We start from the raw sequence: 907 nt of genomic DNA on the forward strand, positions 1-907 counted from the left end.
TAACAGCATTGTCCCTAAATCGTATAGATGATACATCGCACCAGTTGTCTCCGGTTTATATAAGGTTCTCCATAGAGACAAAACAGCAGGATGAACAAAATAAATGCCAAATGAAGCCGCACCAAATGCGTATAACAGACGAGAGGAAATCGTAATGCTGCCTGCAAATTTTTGTCCAATCCACAATAGACTTATTCCAATTAAAACTGCATATAGCTGATAGAGCACAACGTACATCGGCCCCCAGAATACAACACCGCTATTAGATGTAATAAGTAAAATCGAATAGAAGAACCCAATTGCTGTCGCTGCCGCAAACGTCCACCATAAATGTTCGGATTTTGCTTTAAATGATTTGTACAGAATGCCTATCGCTCCACCTACACAGAAAAAAATGATATAGTTGGGTAACAACGCTGCTGCATGATTAATCGGTTCAACCCAATGATGGAAATAATAGAAAATACCTTTTACAACAATACCAATCAAGATGAGATGAACAGCTGTAAATTTGAGCTTACGCATTAGCGTGATAAGTAGCGGAAAAACCAAGTAAAATTGAATGATAATGACCATAAAATAGAGATGGTATCCCGATCTGCCCCATGCTAAATTGTAAAGAAATGTGGACAGGTCAAAGGATAGCTCCTGCTGCCGTAAAACTTGATAAAAGAAATAGTAAAAAACAGACCAGATCAAATAGGGAACAACGATATACTTTAAGCGTTTCTTATAAAATGGAACAGCCTGCTTCCAAGTCCATGTATCGAAATATTGATAAAATAGTACGAGCCCGCTTATAAATATAAACAGCGGAACCGCGAACTGACCAAGCTGATTGGCTAACAAATAGATCGGATAGGACTTACTCCCCCACTCTGCATTTACTCTTGCCGATGATGATACG

1 protein-coding gene is annotated in these 907 nt (G+C 38.8%); it reads right to left on the minus strand.

The genetic code is table 11. The features are described 5' to 3' along the window. The coding region (locus tag AC1DWN_RS34430) for an acyltransferase (protein ID WP_477563293.1) at positions 1-907 on the minus strand (907 nt) is incomplete at both ends.

This window comes from Paenibacillus sp. P4_A7 (assembly GCF_056402455.1).